This window comes from Streptomyces sp. NPDC014656, from assembly GCF_043084305.1.
Lineage (GTDB): Bacteria > Actinomycetota > Actinomycetes > Streptomycetales > Streptomycetaceae > Streptomyces.
Map to the genome: position 1 here is coordinate 12,001 of NZ_JBIBZN010000005.1, position 15,931 is coordinate 27,931.

12 protein-coding genes are annotated in these 15,931 nt (G+C 75.1%); 11 read left to right on the forward strand and 1 reads right to left on the reverse strand.

Features of this window, described 5'->3' with window-relative positions; genetic code table 11:
* Nucleotides 1–9 precede the first annotated feature (9 nt).
* The 8 genes from ACF1ED_RS13520 (at nt 10) to ACF1ED_RS13555 (ending at nt 10,311) form a co-directional block, all read left to right on the forward strand.
* On the forward strand, nt 10–1,323 hold the full coding sequence (locus tag ACF1ED_RS13520; RefSeq protein ID WP_391759800.1) for an AAA family ATPase: 1,314 nt from the start codon (nt 10–12) through the stop codon (nt 1,321–1,323).
* The gene (locus tag ACF1ED_RS13525) at nt 1,320–2,588 is read left to right on the forward strand and encodes a VWA-like domain-containing protein (protein WP_391759802.1); all 1,269 of its coding nucleotides are present in this window, start codon (nt 1,320–1,322) and stop codon (nt 2,586–2,588) included. Before ACF1ED_RS13520 ends, ACF1ED_RS13525 begins: the two co-directional genes overlap by 4 nt.
* 210 nt (nt 2,589–2,798) lie before the next feature.
* Nucleotides 2,799–3,695, forward strand: coding sequence for an oxygenase MpaB family protein (locus ACF1ED_RS13530; RefSeq protein WP_391759804.1), 897 nt, complete (start codon nt 2,799–2,801; stop codon nt 3,693–3,695).
* Nucleotides 3,677–5,941, forward strand: a complete 2,265-nt coding sequence (locus ACF1ED_RS13535) for a tetratricopeptide repeat protein (RefSeq protein WP_391759806.1) — start codon at nt 3,677–3,679, stop codon at nt 5,939–5,941. Before ACF1ED_RS13530 ends, ACF1ED_RS13535 begins: the two co-directional genes overlap by 19 nt.
* A gap of 33 nt (nt 5,942–5,974) precedes the next feature.
* Entirely contained in the window at nt 5,975–6,748 is a 774-nt protein-coding gene (locus ACF1ED_RS13540) for a 4'-phosphopantetheinyl transferase family protein (protein ID WP_391759808.1), read from the forward strand.
* 162 nt (nt 6,749–6,910) lie between these two features.
* Complete coding sequence (tdh, locus tag ACF1ED_RS13545) at nt 6,911–7,945, forward strand: L-threonine 3-dehydrogenase (protein ID WP_391759810.1); 1,035 nt, start codon at nt 6,911–6,913, stop codon at nt 7,943–7,945.
* A 3-nt stretch (nt 7,946–7,948) separates the two neighbouring features.
* The gene (locus ACF1ED_RS13550; RefSeq protein WP_391759812.1) at nt 7,949–9,148 is read left to right on the forward strand and encodes a glycine C-acetyltransferase; all 1,200 of its coding nucleotides are present in this window, start codon (nt 7,949–7,951) and stop codon (nt 9,146–9,148) included.
* Between the two features lie 245 nt (nt 9,149–9,393).
* Nucleotides 9,394–10,311, forward strand: a complete 918-nt coding sequence (locus ACF1ED_RS13555; protein ID WP_391759814.1) for a LysR family transcriptional regulator — start codon at nt 9,394–9,396, stop codon at nt 10,309–10,311.
* Nucleotides 10,312–10,394: 83 nt separating this feature from the next.
* Here ACF1ED_RS13555 and ACF1ED_RS13560 read toward each other — a convergent pair whose 3' ends face one another.
* A complete protein-coding gene (locus tag ACF1ED_RS13560; protein ID WP_391759816.1) occupies nt 10,395–12,167 on the reverse strand; it encodes a serine hydrolase domain-containing protein in 1,773 nt (590 codons plus the stop codon).
* Between the two features lie 288 nt (nt 12,168–12,455).
* Here ACF1ED_RS13560 and ACF1ED_RS13565 point away from each other — a divergent pair, with 288 nt between their 5' ends.
* The 3 genes from ACF1ED_RS13565 to ACF1ED_RS13575 all read left to right on the forward strand — a co-directional run bounded on the left by ACF1ED_RS13565 (nt 12,456) and on the right by ACF1ED_RS13575 (nt 15,873).
* Nucleotides 12,456–13,565, forward strand: coding sequence for an NAD(P)H-dependent flavin oxidoreductase (locus ACF1ED_RS13565; RefSeq protein ID WP_391759818.1), 1,110 nt, complete (start codon nt 12,456–12,458; stop codon nt 13,563–13,565).
* The gene (locus ACF1ED_RS13570) at nt 13,562–15,115 is read left to right on the forward strand and encodes an acyl-CoA synthetase (protein WP_391759820.1); all 1,554 of its coding nucleotides are present in this window, start codon (nt 13,562–13,564) and stop codon (nt 15,113–15,115) included. Before ACF1ED_RS13565 ends, ACF1ED_RS13570 begins: the two co-directional genes overlap by 4 nt.
* A gap of 353 nt (nt 15,116–15,468) precedes the next feature.
* Nucleotides 15,469–15,873, forward strand: coding sequence for a MarR family winged helix-turn-helix transcriptional regulator (locus tag ACF1ED_RS13575; protein ID WP_391760706.1), 405 nt, complete (start codon nt 15,469–15,471; stop codon nt 15,871–15,873).
* Nucleotides 15,874–15,931: the final 58 nt, after the last annotated feature.

The window sequence follows — 15,931 nt, forward strand, 5'->3', positions numbered from 1 at the left end:
TGATCACCCATGCGCACCCAGGCCACCCGTGCCACCCACTCCTCCGACCCCGCCCACATCTCCGACCCCACCCGTCCCTCCGTCCCCACCCACGCCACTCGCCCCCTCCCGCACCCCGTCACGGACGAACCCGCTCCGCTCGACGTCGCGGCCGACCTGCTCGCCCTCCTCGGCGACACCCGCACCGAGCCCCGCGCCGACGACCAGCTGGAGGCGCTGACCCTGGCGGTCGCCGCCGACCTGCCCGTGCTCCTGTGGGGCGAGCCCGGCATCGGCAAGACGGCGGCCCTCACCCGGCTCGCCGAGGAACTCGACCTGCCGCTCACCACCGTCATCGCCAGCGTCCACGAACCCACCGACTTCTCCGGACTGCCCGTCCTCGGCGACGACCCGGCCGTACGGGGCGTGGCGATGGCGCCGCCCGACTGGGCCGTCCGCCTCGTGCGGGAGGGCCGCGGCCTGCTCTTCCTCGACGAGCTGTCCACCGCCCCGCCCGCCGTCCAGGCCGCCCTCCTCCGGCTCGTCCTGGAACGCCGGGTCGGCGCCCTCACCCTTCCGCCCGGGGTGCGGATCGTGGCCGCCGCCAACCCCCGCGCCTCGGCCGCCGACGGCTGGGAACTGAGCGCCCCGCTCGCCAACCGCTTCGTCCACCTGCGCTGGACCCACGAACACGAGGTCGTCGTCCGCGGCCTCGGCGGCACCTGGCCCCGCGCCACCCTGCCCTGCCTCGCCCCGGAGCGGCTCCCCGAAGCCGTGGACCACGCCCGCCGGGCGGTCTGCGGACTGCTCGGCAGCCGCCCCACGCTGGTCCACCGGCTGCCGGGGGAGGAGACCCGCCGGGGCGGCCCCTGGCCGTCGCCCCGCAGCTGGGACATGACGCTGCGACTCCTCGCCTTCGCCGCCGTCGCCGGCTCCTCCCGCGACGTCCTCTCCCTCCTGGTCCGCGGCACCGTCGGCGACGGCCCCGGCTTCGAACTCCTCGCCTGGCTCGACCGGATGGACCTCCCCGACCCCGAGGACCTGCTCGCCGACCCGGCCGGGGCCCCGCTCCCCGAACGCGGCGACCGGCGCCAGGCCGCCCTCGAAGGCGTCGTGGCCGCCGTCCGCGAGCGTCCCGACCGCGACCGCTGGGACGCCGCCTGGGCCCTGCTCGCCCGCGCCGCCGAGACCGGCCCCCCGGACCTCGTCGTCGTGCCCGCCACCACGCTCGCCGCGCTCCGCCGTGACGACTGGGACGTCCCCGTCGCCATCGACCGCCTCGCCGGAGCCGTCGACCTCTCCCGGCGCGCGGTCCGGCCCGTCGCGGCCCGGGGGCGCCGGTGAACGCCCCCGTCCCCGCCCCCGCGGGCGTGGTCCCGGCCGCGGAGGCCCTGGACCACGACAAGCTGTACACCGCCCGCCTCTACGCGGTCCGTGTCCGCCCCTACCTGGCCACCGCCCTCTTCGCCCTCCGCGTGGTGCCCTCCCGGTCCGTCCCCACCATGGGCGTCGACCGCCACTGGCGGATGTACGTCTCCCCGGCCTTCGTCGACCGGACGCCGATGCGCGAACTCGCCGGCGTCTGGGTCCACGAGGTCGCCCACCTGCTCCGCGACCACCACGGCCGGGGCGACCGCCTCGCCCGCGACCTCGGCCTCGACGGCGAGGCCGACCGGCACCGGATGAACATCGCGGGCGACTTCGAGATCAACGACGACGTCTACGGCGCCGGCCTCCCGCGCCCCGCTGGCGCGCTGCGCCCCGAGATGCTCGAACTGGCCCCCGGGCTGCTCATGGAGGACTACGTCCGGGCCGTACGGATCACGCCGAACAGCCCGGGGATGGCCTGGCTCGACTGCGGCAGCGGCGCCGACGGCCGGGACCGCGCCTGGGAACTCGGCCCCGACGGCGCCGACGGCCTCACCCCGCAGGAACGCGCCGCCGTCGTGCACCGCGTCGCCCAGGGCATCAAGGGCCGCCCCGGCTCGGCCCCCGAGGCCTGGGAGCGCTGGGCCGAGGAGGTCTGCCACCCGCCCCAGCCCTGGCGCGAACTCCTCGGCGCGGCCCTCGGTGCCGCCGTCGCGGCCGGCACCGGCGGCGACTACACCTACCGCCGTCCCTCCCGCCGTGCCACCGTCCTCCCCGGCGTCGTCCTGCCCAGCCTCCGCCGCACCCCGCCCCACGTCGCCGTCGTCATCGACACCTCCGGCTCCGTCTCCGACACCGAACTCGGCAGCGCCCTCCTGGAGGTCGCCGCCCTCACCCGCGCCCTCGGAGGCCGCCGCGACCTCGTCTCCGTCATCGCCTGCGACGCCGCCGCCCACTCCGCCCAGCGGCTTTGCGCCGGCGCCGGCATCCCCCTCCTCGGAGGCGGCGGCACCGACCTCCGCGCCGGCTTCGCCCGCGCGCTGCGCCTGAACCCCCGGCCCGACGTCCTCGTCGTCTTCACCGACGGACAGACCCCGTGGCCCGAGGCCGCCCCTTCCTGCCGCACCGTCGTCGGCCTCTTCCCCCGACCGCCCGCCCCGGACGGGGAGGACGAGACGGACGGGGAGGACGACTACCTGACGCGACCGCCGGAGTGGGCGCGGGTGGTGGAGATCGGATGAGCCGGATGAGCCGGACGGGGCGGCTGGATCCAGCATCCAGCCTCCCGGATCCAGCACCCCGGATCCAGCACCCCGGATCCAGCACCCCGGATCCAACATTCCGGATCCAACATTCCGGATCCAACATCCCGGATCCAGCACCCTGGAACCGGACGAGGTGGCTGGATCCAGCATCCTGGATCCCGGATCCCGCCGCGTAGCCTGAACTCCATGAGGCAGGACGCCGATCCCGGGCTCTTCGGTCCCCGCTCCGTCACCTGGCAGCTGCACGGCGACCCGGTGATGTGGATCGCCGGGGTGCGGGCCCTGTACCTCCAGGCCCTGCACCCCGTCGCCGTGCGCGGGGTCATGATCAACAGCAGCTTCCGGGAAGACCCCTGGGGGCGGCTCATGCGGACGGCCGGCTTCGTCGGGACGCTCAGCTACGGGACCCGGGAGGCCGCCGAGGCCGCCGGCGCCCGGGTACGGCGGATCCACCGGCTGCTCGGCGTCGACGACCCCGCGCTGCTGCTCTGGGTGCACTGCGCCGAGATCGACTCGTACCTCTCCGTCGCCCGCCGCTCCGGACTGCCGCTGACCGGGGCGCCCGCCGACCGGTACGTGGACGAGCAGCGCACCTCCGCACGGCTCGTCGGGCTCGACCCCGCGGACGTGCCCGCCACCGAGGCGGGGCTCGCCGCCTACTTCGCCTCCGTCCGGGGCGAACTCGGCGCCGGCGAGGACGCCCGCGCCGTCCTCGACTTCCTGCGCAGGCCGCCCGTCCCGCCCGCGCTGCTCGCCGGACGCGCCCTGGTCTGGCGGCGCGTCAGCTCACTGGCGTACGACACGCTGCCGGACTGGGCCCACGACCTCTACGGCCGGCCCGCCCCGCCCCCGGCCGCCGTCACCCGGCGCCTCGCCTCCACCGCCCGCCTGCTGCGCCGCGTCCCCGCCACCCTCCGCTGGCGGCTCCCGCCCCGCCACATCCTCCGCGCCATGGACCGGCTCGGCCCGGACACCCGGCCCGACCCGTACACACTGTCCGACCCTGCGGCCATACTGGACGGGCCGGAGAGCGTGCACGAGGACGACGGGGGCGACGGCACACGATGGGGGACATCAGACTGATCCAGGGGCGCTACCGCCTGCACGAGGTCATCGGCCGCGGCGGGATGGGCGAGGTGTGGCGCTCCACGGACGAGGCGCTGGGCCGCAGGGTGGCGGTCAAGTGCCTCAAACCGCTGGGCCCGCACCAGGACGCCGGCGTGCAGACCGTGGTCCGCGAGCGGTTCCGCCGCGAGGCCCGGGTCGCCGCCGCGCTCCAGCACCGGGGCATCACCGTCGTCCACGACTTCGGCGAGTACGAGGGCGTGCTCTTCCTCGTCATGGAGCTCCTGGAGGGCCAGAACCTCAGCCAGCTCCTCGCCGCCAACGCCCGCAGCCCGCTGCCCGTCCACGAGGTCGTCGACATCGCCGACCAGGTCGCCGACGCCCTCGAGTACACCCACCGCGTGGGCATCGTGCACCGCGACCTCAAACCCGCCAACATCATGCGGCTGCGCGACGGCACCGTGAAGATCTGCGACTTCGGGATAGCGCGCCTCGGCGCCGACATGGGCTTCACCTCCCGGCTCACCGGCACCGGCATCGCCATGGGCACCCCCCACTACATGTCCCCGGAGCAGATCGGCGGCGGCGACATCGACCACCGCAGCGACCTGTACTCGCTCGGCTGCGTCCTGTACGAACTCGCCACCGGGGCACCGCCGTTCGACCTGGACGACTCCTGGGCCGTCCTCGTCGGCCACCGGGACACCGTGCCGAGCCCGCCGCGCGCCCTCCGCTCCGAACTGCCCGACTACTTCGACCGGCTCGTCGTCGACCTCCTCGCCAAGGTGCCCGACCAGCGCCCGCGCGACGCCTCCGACCTGCGCCGCCGCATCGTCACCGGACGCACCCTCGGCGGGGAGTCCCGCGTCCTGCCGCCGATCCCGTCCACCCCGCCGCACCCCACCGACGGAGCCGGCACCCTCCCCCCGTCGGAAGCCGGCTCCACGCCCGCGTGGGCCCGGACCGTCACCGGCGGGCCGCGCCCCGCCCCGCCCGGAGCGCCCCGCGCCGCCGGCCACGACCCCGCCGCCGCCGTCCTCACCACCGAGTGGACGACCGCCGGGGCGCCCGCCGAAGGCCCCGCCCGCCCCACCACGGACGCGACGCCCGAACTGCTCGCCGTGCTGGCCGCCCGCCACCGGGCGGGACTCGGCCTCGGCCGCCTCGGCCGCTGGGCCGAGGCCGAGGACCTGCACCGCTCCGTCGCGGGCGACCGCGTCCGCGTCCTCGGCCCGGACCACCCCGACACCCTGGCCAGCGCCTACGAGGTCGCCTTCGCGTGCGGCCGCCTCGGCCGCACGGCCGAGGCCCTGGAGGCGTTCGAGCGCGTCGCCGAGGCCCGCGCCCGGGTCCTCGGGCCGGACCACCCCGACACCCTGGCCGCCCGCCAGGAGCGGGCCTTCACCCTCGGCCGCCTCGGCCGCCACGCCGAGGCGCACGCCCTCTACGCCGACGTCCTCGCCGTCCGCGAGCGCACCGCCGGCCCCGACCACCCCGACACCCTGCGCTGCCGCCACAACCTCGCGTACACCCTCGCCCGGCTCGGCCGCCTGGAGGAGTCGTACCGCACGGGCCTGGCCGTCGCCGACACCCGCACCCGGCTGCTCGGCCCGGACCACCCCGACACCCTCGTCACCCGTCACGAACTCGCCCACACCCTCGGCCGCCTGGGCCGCGCCGAAGAGGCCCTCGACCAGTACCGCGCGGTGGCCGAAGGGCGGGCCTCCTCGCTCGGCCCGGACCACCCGGACACCCTCGCCGCCCGCTACGAGACCAGCGCCTGCCTCGGCCGGCTCGGCCGGGCCGCCGACGCGCTCGCCATCTGCCGGGACCTGGTCGCCGTCCGCACCCGCACCCAGGGCGCCGACGCCCCCGAGACGCTCCGCGTCCGGCACGCCCTCGCCCTCCACCTCGCCCGGCTCGGCCGCTGGCAGGAGTCGCTCGACACCGTCCAGGCCGTCCACGCGGCCCGCCGCCGGGTGCTCGGCCCGGACCACCCCGACACCCTGCGCAGCCGCCGCGAGGCCGCCGTCGTCCTCGGCCGGCTGGGCCGCTGGGACGAGGCCCTCGCCCCGCTGCGGTCCCTCGCCGAAGCCCGCGCCCGGGCCCTCGGCCCCCTCCACCCGGACACCCTCTCCGCCCTCGCCGACCTCACCCACTGCCTCGACCGGCTCGGCCGCCACACCGAGGCCGACGCCGTCCGCCGGGGCGGGGCCGCGGCCCCCGGCGGCCACGGCGGACCAACCACCCCCGGAACGCCCTGAGTCCGCCCCGACCGCGCTGATTTAATGACCGACGTGATCACCGACCGCCCCGGCGACCCCGCCCCCGAGTCCCGCACCCACACCCCCGAGACCGCCCCCGGCCCCGGCCGGGTCGACGTCGACCTGTGGCAGCTGCGGGTGGACCACCTCGCCGAGGACGACCTCGACCCCTCCGAGCTCGACGCCGAGGAGCGCGACCGCCTCGCCGCCCCCCTCCGGGTCGCCGACCGCCTCCGGTACGGCATCGGCCACGTCGCCCTGCGCCGCCTCCTGGCCCCGCGCCTGGGCGTCGGCCCGGCCGCGGTCGCGTACCGCCGTGAACCCTGCCCCGGCTGCGGCGGCCCGCACGGCCGCCCCGCCGTCGACGGCCCGCCGGGGGCCCCGCACTTCTCCCTGTCGCACAGCGGCGACGTCGTCCTCATCGGCATCGCCGCCCGGCCCCTCGGCGTGGACGTCGAGAGCTTCCCCAAGGCCGCCACCGTCCGCGAGGTCACCTCCGTCCTCCACCCGGCGGAACGGGCCGAGATAGCCGGGGCCGGGCACGCGCCCGACGCCTTCGCCCGCATCTGGTGCCGCAAGGAGGCCTACCTCAAGGGCATCGGCATCGGCGTGGCCCGCTCCCTCGACAAGGACTACCTCGGCGAGCGCGACCCCTCCGCCCTCCCCTCGGGCTGGGACGTCCGGGGCGTGCCCACCGCCGGCGGACACGCGGCGGCCGTCGCCGTCGAAGGCTCCATGGGACGCGTCCGTACGAGTTGGCTTCCCGCCGCCTTCGTGACCGCCGGAACCGCCGGCGAACCCTCCTGAACAGCGGCGACGTCCCGGCGTGAAGCTGAACTGCGAGCGCGCTTAAGAAAACCTCGATGGACCGCGAGCCCCCGGTACGGAAGATTCGTCTCCGAGGATCTTGGGCACGCGCGCGTGCCCTGACCCGTACATCACAGGACACGCACGTCGGGAGCCGTGGCATTGAAGGCGTTGGTCAAGCTGAAGGCGGAGCCGGGACTCTGGCTCACGGACGTGCCCGAGCCGGAGACCGGTCCGGGGGACGTACTGATCAAGGTCAAGCGGACCGGGATCTGCGGTACCGACCTGCACATCCGTTCCTGGGACGGCTGGGCGCGGAAGACCATCGCGACCCCGATGACCATTGGCCACGAGTTCGTCGGCGAGGTCGTCTCCGTCGGGCGTGACGTCTCCGACATCGCCGTCGGCGACCTGGTCAGCGGCGAGGGCCACCTCGTCTGCGGCAAGTGCCGCAACTGTCTCGCCGGCCGCCGCCACCTCTGCCGCGCCACCGTCGGCCTCGGCGTCGGCCGCGACGGCGCCTTCGCCGAGTACGTGGCGCTGCCCGCCTCCAACGTGTGGGTGCACCGCGTCCCCGTCGACCTCGACGTCGCCGCGATCTTCGACCCCTTCGGCAACGCCGTCCACACCGCGCTCTCCTTCCCGCTCGTCGGCGAGGACGTCCTGGTCACCGGCGCCGGCCCGATCGGCATCATGGCCGCCGCCGTCGCCAAGCACGCCGGCGCCCGCAACGTCGTCATCACCGACGTCAGCGAGGAGCGCCTCGACCTGGCCCGCAAGACCGGCGTCTCCCTCGCGCTCAACGTGGCCGAGAAGACCATCGCCGACGGCCAGCGCACCCTCGGGCTCAAGGAGGGCTTCGACGTCGGCCTGGAGATGTCCGGCAACCCGCACGCCATGCGCGACATGATCGCCAACATGACCCACGGCGGAAAGATCGCCATGCTCGGCCTGCCGAGCGAGGACTTCGCCGTCGACTGGGCGAAGATCGTCACCTCGATGATCACCGTCAAGGGCATCTACGGCCGCGAGATGTTCGAGACCTGGTACGCGATGTCCGTCCTCCTGGAGGGCGGGCTCGACCTCTCCCCGGTCATCACCGGCCGGTACGACTTCACCGACTACGAGGCCGCCTTCGACGACGCGGCCTCCGGCAAGAGCGGCAAGATCATCCTCGACTGGACTGCGGGAGCCTGACCCATGTTCGATTCCGTACGCGACGACATCCGCGCCACCCTCGACGAGATCCGGGCAGCCGGCCTCCACAAGCCCGAGCGGGTCATCGGCACCCCCCAGTCCGCGACCGTCGAGGTCACCGCCGGCGGCCGCCCCGGCGAGGTCCTGAACTTCTGCGCCAACAACTACCTCGGCCTCGCCGACCACCCCGACGTCGTCGCCGCCGCCCACGAGGCCCTCGACCGCTGGGGCTACGGCATGGCCTCCGTCCGCTTCATCTGCGGCACGCAGGAGGTGCACAAGGAGCTGGAGGCCCGCCTCTCGGCCTTCCTCGGCCAGGAGGACACGATCCTCTACTCCTCCTGCTTCGACGCCAACGGCGGCGTCTTCGAGACCCTCCTCGGCGCGGAGGACGCGGTCATCTCCGACGCCCTCAACCACGCCTCCATCATCGACGGCATCCGCCTCTCCAAGGCCCGCCGCTTCCGCTACGCCAACCGCGACATGGCCGACCTGGAGCAGCAGCTCAAGGAGGCCACCGAGGGCGGCGCCCGGCGCAAGCTGATCGTCACGGACGGCGTCTTCTCCATGGACGGCTACGTCGCCCCGCTCGCCGAGATTTGCGACCTGGCCGAGCGCTACGACGCCATGGTCATGGTCGACGACTCGCACGCCGTCGGCTTCGTCGGCGCCGGCGGCCGCGGCACCCCCGAGCTGCACGGCGTCATGGACCGCGTCGACATCATCACCGGCACCCTCGGCAAGGCCCTCGGCGGCGCCTCCGGCGGCTACGTCGCCGCCCGCGCCGAGATCGTCGCCCTGCTGCGCCAGCGCTCCCGCCCCTACCTCTTCTCCAACACCCTCGCCCCGGTCATCGCCGCCGCCTCCCTCAAGGTCCTCGACCTCCTGGAGTCCGCCGGCGACCTGCGCGACAAGCTCAACGCCAACACCGCGCTCTTCCGAGGCCGGATGACCGAGGAGGGCTTCGACATCCTCCCCGGCGACCACGCCATCGCCCCCGTCATGATCGGCGACGCCTCAGAGGCCGGGAAGATGGCCGAGCTGCTCCTGGAGCGCGGCGTCTACGTGATCGGCTTCTCCTACCCGGTCGTCCCCCAGGGCCAGGCCCGCATCCGCGTCCAGCTCTCGGCCGCGCACTCCACGGAGGACGTGAACCGCGCGGTGGACGCGTTCGTGGCGGCGCGCGCGGAACTCCAGGGCTGAGCCAGGGGGTCTGGATCCGGGATCCAACCTCCCGGATCCACCCCCTTGGGTCCAACCTTCCGGGTGCAAGCTCTTGGATCCAAGCTCCCGGATCCAACCTTCCGGATCCAACCTCTTGGATCCAACCTTCCGGATCCAACCTCTTGGATCCAAGCTTTTGGATCCAAGAGGTTGGATCCCGCACCCTCTCTCCCCTGCCGGGGCCGTGGGCACGACCCCCGCCCCCGGCCTGGGAGACTGGGCGCATGATCGAAGCACGGCGGTTGCACATCCTCCGCGCGGTGGCCGACCACCGTACGGTGACGGCGGCGGCCGCCGCGCTGTACCTCACCCCCTCCGCCGTCTCGCAGCAGCTCGCCGCCCTGGAGCAGGAGACCGGCCACCGGCTGGTCGACCGCAGTGCCCGGGGCGCGAGGCTGACGCCCGCCGGCGAGATCCTCCTGAGCCACGCCAACGCCGTTCTCGCCCAGCTGGAGCGGGCGGAGGCGGAGCTGGCCGCGTACGGCTCCGGCGAGGCGGGCACCGTCACGGTCGCCGCGTTCGCCACCGGCATCGGGCTGGTCGTGGCCCCGGCCATCGCGGCGCTGGCCGGGACGGCTCCGGGCATCCGGGTCAGGGTGCGGGACGCCGAGGGGGACGAGAGCCTGCTGATGGTGCTGGACCGGCAGGTGGACGTGGCCGTGGCCGTCGAGTACCGGGGAGCCCCGGGCGAGGACGACGACCGGCTCACCCGGGTCCCGCTCTACGCGGAGCCCTTCGACGTGGTGCTGCCGCCCGGGCACCCCCTCGCGGCGGGGGAGCGGGTCGCGCTCGCCGACCTGGCCAAGGACGCCTGGGTCGGCCAGTCCGCGGGCAACCCCTGCCATGACGTGACCGTGCTGGCCTGCGAGTACGCGGGGTTCGCGCCCCGCTTCGAGCACGTCTCGGACGACTTCAGGGCCGTCGTCGCGCTCGCCGCCGCCGGCGCCGGCGCGGCGCTCGTGCCCCGCTCGGCGCTGCGCGGCATGGACCTCACGGACGTGGCGATCCGCCCCGCCGAGGGCGTCGCGCCCACCCGCCGGGTCTTCGCCGCCGTACGCCGGGGCGCCGAGGACCACCCGCTCATCGTCCCCGTGCTGGCCGCCCTCCGTACGGCGGCCGCCCCCGGCCCGGGCGCGCCCTGAGGGCTGCCGGGATCCGCGCCGGCCCGGCCCGGACCGGACCGGCGCGGACCGGCGCGGCCGGCTCCGCTTCCGTTTCCACTTCCTCAGTCGGCCGAGCGGTGCCACCCGGACGCCTCCAGACGGGAGGCGTCCGACGGGCGGGCCTCGTCGAAGAGGGGCCGGCCGGCGCCGTCCAGGAGCCGGATCCCGGTCACGTACACCCCGCGCCCGACGGCGGGGGAGGCGGTGTCGTACCGGAAGCGGAGCCGGAGGGCGGCGGCGGGCGGGAGGTCGGCGGTGAGGCGGTGCCAGCGGCGTCCGGACCAGCCGGTGGCGGTGCCGTCCGGATGGGGGAGCGGCTCCGCCGGGCGGTCGAGGGGGGCCGTGCGGAAGGGGACGGGCCGTCGGCCGGAGGAGGCCGCGGCCTCCAGGACGAGGCGGTCGGTGTCCGGCGCGGTGTCCCACCACAGGAGGCAGGTGAGGCGGGCCGCGCCCGGCCCCGTCGCGGGGAGGGTGAGGGTGGCGCCGGCGGGGGCCTCCATGCCGGAGAACCAGGCCGTGGGGCCCGCGCCGGCCGGAGGGCGTACCGGGATCGCCCGGGCCAGGCGGCGGGCGGCGGCCACCCGGGGGGCCGAGCCGGAGCGCCAGGTGCGGACGGGGTGCACCGCGTTGGCGAGGAGGATCAGGAACGCGTCGGCCTCGGGGTCGAGGACCAGGCTGGTGCCGGTGAAACCGGTGTGTCCCGCGGTACGCGGTCCGGACAGCGCGCCCATGTACCAGCGCTGGTCGAGTTCGAAGCCGAGGCCGTGGGCGTGGCCGGGGAAGTCCTGGTTGACGTCGGTGAGGAGGAGGCGCACCGACTCGGGGGAGAGGACGCGGGCGGAGCCGTACGCGCCGCCGTCGAGGAGGGTGCGGGCCAGGACCGCGAGGTCGCGGGCGCGGGAGAAGACGCCGGCGTGGCCGGCGACGCCGCCCATCGCGTGGGCGTTCTCGTCGTGGACCTCGCCCCGCACCATGCCCCGGTCGAGCCGTGCCCACGGCCGGCGCGCGTCCTCGGTGGCCGCGGTCTCCGCCCGCCACGAGGGCGGCGGGACGAAGCGCGTGCGGTGCATCCCGAGGGGGCCGGTGATCCCGTCGCGGAGCAGCGCCTCCAGACCGTGACCGGTGATCCGCTCCAGGAGCAGCTGCAGTGCGATCAGGTTGAGGTCCGAGTAGCGGTACGCCGTGCCCGGGGGGTCGACCGGCGCGTCCTCCCACAGCAGCCGCAGCCGCGCCTCACGGTCCGGCGCCTCGTACAACGGCAGTTCCGCCCGCAGCCCCGAGGTGTGACCGAGCAGCTGCCGGACCGTGATCCCCGCCTTCCCCGCCCGTCCGAACTCCGGCAGGTACGCCGCGACCCGCTCCCCGAGTTCCAAGGTGCCGCGCTCGACCTGCCGCACGGCCAGCAGGGAGGTGAAGAGCTTGGTCAGCGAGGCCACGTCGAAGACCGTGTCCGGGGTCATCGGGACCCGCAGTTCCGGCGCCGCCTCGACCGCCGTGTCGCGCACCTCGTCGTACGCGGCCCAGCGCGCCGCCCACCCCACCGCCCGGTGCAGCGCCACGGTCCGGCCCCGTCCCGCGAGCAGCACGGCCCCCGCGCACCACGGACGCACCGGCGAGGGTCCGAGGAACCGGCTCACGTCCGCGACCATCCCCTCCAGTTCCCGCCCGAGCAGCCCCGCCTCCGCCGCCGTCCCCCACCGGAGCACCGCGTCCCCGGGCCCTCCGCCGTCCGGTCCCCGACCAGCACCGGGCCTCCCTCCGCCGCCCGGCTCACCGCCTCCCTCCCTCCTGCCGCGGAGCCCGCCGCCGTCCGTCCCGCTCCCCGCCTCGCCCATCCGCCCGCCTCCCGTCACCACGCTCCGCCGCCGTACACCCCCACCCTCCCCGACACACCCCCTCCCGGCCCGCAGCGAACCCCTCGCGCCCCCGCCCCGCCCGCCCCACCGCCCTTCACCACCCGCACCCCCCTCCACCGACCCCACCACCCCTACTTCCTCCACCACCCACACCCCCTCCACCACTCCCACTTCCTCCACCACCCCCACCACCCCCTCACCAAAGAATCTGACGCACCATCAGAAAACCTCTTCCCTCCATCGCCCCGCTGCGGCATCCTGCCGCCCATGGAGACGGAGCTGAGTCGCACACTGGGGATCGAGCACGCCATCTTCGGCTTCACGCCCTTCCCCGCGGTCGCCGCCGCCCTCAGTCGGGCCGGCTGTTTCGGCGTGCTGGGCGCGGTCCGCTACACCGCGCCGGACGACCTCGCCCGCGACCTCGACTGGATGCAGGAGCACACCGACGGGCGGCCCTACGGCCTCGACGTCGTGATGCCCGCCAAGAAGGTCGAGGGCGTCAGCGAGGCCGAGGTCGAGGCCATGATCCCCGCGGGGCACCGGGAGTACGTCCGGTCGGTGCTGGCCAAGCACGGCGTGCCCGAACTCGCCGAGGGCGAGGCGTCGGGGTGGCGGATCACCGGCTGGATGGAGGAGGTCGCGCGCAACCAGCTCGACGTCGCCTTCGACTACCCCATCAAGCTGCTCGCCAACGCCCTCGGCTCCCCGCCGCCGGACGTCGTCGCCCGCGCGCACGAGCACGGCGTGCTCGTCGCCGCGCTCGCCGGCAGCGCCCGGCACGCCCGCCGGCACGCCGGGGCCGGCATCGACATCGTCGTGGCCCAGGGGTACGAGGCGGGCGGCCACACCGGCGAGATCGCCTCCATGGTGCTCACGCCCGAGGTCGTGGACGCCGTCTCCCCGCTGCCCGTGCTCGCCGCGGGCGGCATCGGCAGCGGCGAGCAGATCGCCGCCGGGCTCGCGCTCGGCGCCCAGGGCGTGTGGCTCGGCTCGATCTGGCTCACCACCACCGAGGCCGAACTCCACTCGCGCGCCCTCACCGCGAAGCTCCTCGCCGCCGGTTCCGGCGACACCGTCCGGTCCCGGGCGCTCACCGGCAAGCCGGCCCGGCAGCTGCGCACCGAGTGGACCGACGCCTGGGAGGACCCGGCCGGGCCCGGACCGCTGCCGATGCCGCTCCAGGGCCTGCTGGTGGCGGAGGCGGTGTCGCGGATCCAGAAGTACGAGGTCGACCCGCTGCTCGGCACCCCCGTCGGGCAGATCGTCGGCCGGATGAACTCCGAGCGCAGCGTCCAGCAGGTCGTCGACGAGCTGACCCGGGGCTTCGAGAAGGCCGTCGACCGGATCAACCGCATCGCGGGAAGGAGCGGGTCGTGAACGACGGGACCCCCAACGGCTTCTGGGCCCAGGCCGCCGCCGACCCGGACCGTACGGCGCTGGTGGCGCCCGACGGCGAGGAGTGGCCGGCCGGCCGGCTGCTCGCCGCCGCGAACCGGATGGTCCACGGGCTGCGCGCGGCGGGCCTGGAGCGCGGCGACGCCTTCGCGGTCGTCCTGCCCAACGGGGTGGAGTTCCTCACCGCCCATCTCGCGGCCACCCAGGCCGGTTTCTACCTCGTCCCGGTCAACCACCACTTCGTGGGCGCGGAGATCGCCTGGATCGTCGCCGACTCCGGCGCCAAGGTGCTCGTCGCCCACGAGCGCTTCGCCGGGGCGGCCGTCGCCGCCGCCGACGGCGCGGGCCTCGCGCCGAGCCACCGGTACGCCGTCGGCGCGGTCCCCGGCTTCCGCCCGTACGCCGAACTCCTCGACGGACAGCCGGAGTCGGCGCCCGTCGACCGGACGCTCGGCTGGGTCATGAACTACACCTCGGGCACCACCGGCCGCCCCCGGGGCATCCGCCGCCCGCTGCCCGGCCGCCTCCCGGAGGAGTCCCATCTCGGGGGCTTCCTCGGCATCTTCGGCATCCGCCCCTTCGACGGCAACGTCCACCTGGTCTGCTCGCCGCTCTACCACACGGCGGTCCTCCAGTTCGCGGCCGCCGCGCTGCACATCGGGCACCCGCTGGTCCTCATGGACAAGTGGACGCCCGAGGAGATGCTGCGGCTGATCGACGCGCACGCCTGCACCCACACCCACATGGTGCCCACCCAGTTCCACCGGCTCCTCGCCCTTCCCGAGGAGGTCCGCGGGCGGTACGACGTGAGCTCGATGCGGCACGCCATCCACGGGGCCGCGCCCTGCCCCGAGCACGTCAAGCGGGCGATGATCGCCTGGTGGGGCGGGTGCGTGGAGGAGTACTACGCGGCCAGCGAGGGCGGCGGCGCGTTCGCCACGGCCGAGGAGTGGCTCAAGCGGCCCGGCACGGTCGGCAGGGCGTGGCCGATCAGCGAGCTGGCCGTCCTCGACGACGACGGCAACGCCCTCCCGCCGGGCGAACTCGGCACGGTCTACCTGAAGATGAACACCGGCGGCTTCCGCTACCACAAGGACGAGGCCAAGACGGCGAAGAGCCGCGTCGGCGACTTCTTCACCGTCGGCGACCTCGGCTACCTCGACGAGGAGGGCTACCTCTACCTCCGCGACCGCAAGATCGACATGATCATCTCCGGCGGCGTCAACATCTACCCCGCCGAGATCGAGGCCGCGCTCCTCTCCCACCCGGCCGTCGCGGACGCCGCCGCCTTCGGGATCCCGCACGCCGACTGGGGCGAGGAGGTGAAGGCGGTCGTCGAGACCGCCGAGGGGTACGGGGAGGGGCCGGTGCTCGCCGAGGAGATCCTGGCCCACTGCGCGGACCGCCTGGCCGCCTTCAAGCGCCCGAAGTCCCTCGACTTCATCGCCGTCATGCCCCGCGACCCGAACGGCAAGCTCTACAAGCGCCGGCTCCGCGACCCGTACTGGGAGGGCCACGAGCGCCAGGTGTGACCCCGGCGGCCGTCCCGCCCCCGGCCGCCGCTCCGCCCACCCGGCCGCCGCTCCGCCCACCCGGCCGCCGCTCCGCCCACCCGGTGGCCGTCCCGTCCCCCTGGCGGCCGTCCCGTCCCCCTGGCGGCCGTCCCACTCGCCCGGCCGCCGTCGCCCCGGAACCCCTCGGCGACCTGCTCGCGGAAAACGAGCGAAGCGGACATTGTCGTGCCTTCCGGTAGCATCGATCGCGACAGATCCATTTGCTTTGAAAGCAAAGGCAAGCCGGAGGGGCCAGGGTGTCGACCGAGCGCGAGGGGAGCGGAGCCGCCGGACCGGACGTCGACGACGCCGTCCGTACGCTGCTGCTGCTCATGCCCCGCGTGGTGGGGCGCGCCAAGCGCGTCAAGGTGCCGGAGGAGCTGGCGTCGCTGACGCTGGCGCCCCGTCACCTCTCCCTGCTGGCCTACCTCCTCTTCGACGGCCCCCGGAGCGTCAACGAACTGGCCGCACGGCTGGGCGTCGCGCCCACCACAGCCAGCCTGATGGTGGGGGACCTGGCGAAGAAGGGGGTCCTGGAGCGCCATGAGGACCCCGCCGACCGCAGACGGAAGATCGTCTCGATCGCGCCGGAGCGCCGGGCGGCCATCGACGGCTGGCTCGGCCGCAGCGCCGGCGCCTGGCGGGCCGCCCTGGCCCCCCTGGGACCGGCCGAACGGCGGATGTTCATCGACACCCTCGCGGCGTACGAGCACGGTCTGGCCGAAGCAGAACAATGACGGAAACGGGCCGCGGTCCCCACGGCGGGAGCCACGGCCCCCTGGCAGGAAGAAGATG

Excerpts from the sequence above, each read along its gene's own strand:
- ACF1ED_RS13565 (WP_391759818.1), top strand. The coding sequence starts at position 12,456 with ATGGAGACGGAGCTGAGTCGCACACTGGGGATCGAGCACGCCATCTTC.
- ACF1ED_RS13560 (WP_391759816.1), bottom strand. The coding sequence starts at position 12,167 with ATGGGCGAGGCGGGGAGCGGGACGGACGGCGGCGGGCTCCGCGGCAGG.
- ACF1ED_RS13530 (WP_391759804.1), top strand. The coding sequence starts at position 2,799 with ATGAGGCAGGACGCCGATCCCGGGCTCTTCGGTCCCCGCTCCGTCACC.
- ACF1ED_RS13550 (WP_391759812.1), top strand. The coding sequence starts at position 7,949 with ATGTTCGATTCCGTACGCGACGACATCCGCGCCACCCTCGACGAGATC.
- ACF1ED_RS13520 (WP_391759800.1), top strand. The coding sequence starts at position 10 with ATGCGCACCCAGGCCACCCGTGCCACCCACTCCTCCGACCCCGCCCAC.
- ACF1ED_RS13555 (WP_391759814.1), top strand. The coding sequence starts at position 9,394 with ATGATCGAAGCACGGCGGTTGCACATCCTCCGCGCGGTGGCCGACCAC.
- ACF1ED_RS13535 (WP_391759806.1), top strand. The coding sequence starts at position 3,677 with ATGGGGGACATCAGACTGATCCAGGGGCGCTACCGCCTGCACGAGGTC.
- ACF1ED_RS13575 (WP_391760706.1), top strand. The coding sequence starts at position 15,469 with ATGCCCCGCGTGGTGGGGCGCGCCAAGCGCGTCAAGGTGCCGGAGGAG.